Below are 2071 nucleotides of genomic sequence, written 5' to 3' on the forward strand. Positions count from 1 at the left end.
CAGTACGTACCCGTCGTGTATCTACCCCGGCGTGTCGTCAGCGTCCATACTGGTCACAGGCTCACGAGACGACTTTGACGGAGCCCTGGGTCAGCTCCCAGACGGTGACGACGACTACAGGATGAAACGGGTCGATTCCGGTGGCCCTTGGATAGCTGAGCTCTGGTAGACGAGCCGTCATCCCTCCGCGCTGAACGCCACCTGCATCAACTGGGGCACACCGGAGCGGCCGACAAACAAGCCGCGACCCGGCGGCAGGTGCCGCATGTACACGCCCGGCCAGACCTGCCCCTCCTGCCGTTCTCCGGAGAGCAGCAGCCCGGAGGCCCCGGCCTCACGCATGCCCTGCAGGAAGTTCTCGTAGCTCGCCCGCCCCAGTCCAGCGGCACGCCGAGCCACGATCACGTGAAGACCCAGATCCGCGGCCTGCGCCAGATACGGGACAAACGGGCGCAACGGGTTCGTCGATCCCTCCATCATCTCCAGATTGTCCACCAGGATGTACATCTCCGGGCCTGACCACCACGACCGGTTCCGCAACTGCTCCACGGTCACATCCGCCGGTGGCAACCGTCGCTCCAGCTCCATGCACATGCCCTTCGCCAGTTGCTCAGCGGCCGGACGCGTCCCCGCGTAGCCGCCGAGGAACGCCTCCGGCACCATCCCCAGCAACGACCGGCGCATGTCGAACACGCCGAACATCATCGAGTTCGGGGCCGCGTCCGCGACCACTTCTCGGACCAGGGTGCGCAAGGTGGATGTCTTTCCAGACCCGCTGTCTCCGAAGACCAGAACATGGCGCTGCGCCCCGTCCAGGTCGAAGCACACCGGGTGCAGATCCTTCTCTGCGATGCCGACCATCGCCCGAGGCGTCCCGGGGAACTCGGCACGCACCGCGTCATACTCCACCAACTCCGGCAGCATCCGCACCGCCGGAGCCCGCTTCTCTGACTCCCACGCACCATCTACCGCCTCCACCAGCGCCTGGGCGGTAGTCTCGCGGACCACCCCGGGCTGCGCCACGGTCGGCAGGGCGATCTGGGATTGGAGGGTGTCCGTCGTCAATACCCGACCGGTCGGGGACCCCGCCATCGCCTCCATCGGCCTACGCCCCACGATGGAGTCCAACGGGTCATTGATCTGCAGCTCCACCTTCGTGCCGATCGCCGACTGCAGCGGCAGACGGAAATCCGCCCACCGGCCGTTGGCGAAGATCACGTGAACGCCGTAGCCGAGCCCGTGCTGAAGGATGTCCTGCACAGTCTCAACGAGGCCCTCGAAGTCCTTCTTGAAGGCCGTCCAGTCATCGATGACCAGGAACAGGTCCGTGCACGCCAGTTCCGACAACTCGCCTGCTCTACGGCGACGACGGAGCTCCTCCACATCACTGATCTGTTCAGTGAGGAACAACTGCTCCCGTTCCTCCAGCCAGTGCGCGACCTCTGAGACAAGACGGCTCACCCGTTCAGCCTCGAACCGGCTCGCCACCCCACCGACGTGGGGCAACCGCTCCAGGTACCCCAGCGAGGAGACTCCCATGTCCACCGCGTAGACATTGACCTCCACCGGACTGTGGGTCAGTGCCAGGGAGGTGATGAATGTCCGCAGCACCGTCGACTTACCCGCCTGGGGGCCACCGATGACGACCATGTTGCCGCCCGCGCCGGACAGATCCACCGTCATCGGCCCCTGCCACTGCTCGCGGGGCCGGTCTTTGATCCCGAGTGCGACGGTCAGGTACCTGGAGCGTTGCGCGCTCAGACCACGCCCGCGGTCCAGGGACAGCGGCCCGAGGGCTTTCTCCAGGCCCACCTGCTCAGGCAGAGGTGCCAACCAGATCTGCCTGGTCCTGCGTGCCGCCGGCACCAGACGGGCAACCACCATGTCGAGAGTGGTCTGCCCGTCCATCGAGGCGTGTCCCGCAACCTCGGTGGACTGCACCGCGGCCTCCATCGCCCGCTGCTCGGAGATTCGAGCCCGTTCACCGGCGAGGTGCTCGTCCAACCATGCCTCGGTCGTGTTCACCAGCTCCAGCGGCATCGGTACCGGGGGCAGGTCGCGGTCAATCTCC

At 66.2% G+C, this 2071-nt stretch carries 1 protein-coding gene; it reads right to left on the reverse strand.

Going from position 1 to position 2071, the window contains the following annotated elements; genetic code table 11:
- Positions 1-177: 177 nt before the first annotated feature.
- Positions 178-2071: type VII secretion protein EccCb (gene eccCb, locus QZV72_RS10080; RefSeq protein WP_297008096.1), on the reverse strand; the 1894-nt coding region annotated here is incomplete at its 5' end.

It is taken from the genome of uncultured Corynebacterium sp. (assembly GCF_902782855.1).
GTDB lineage: Bacteria > Actinomycetota > Actinomycetes > Mycobacteriales > Mycobacteriaceae > Corynebacterium.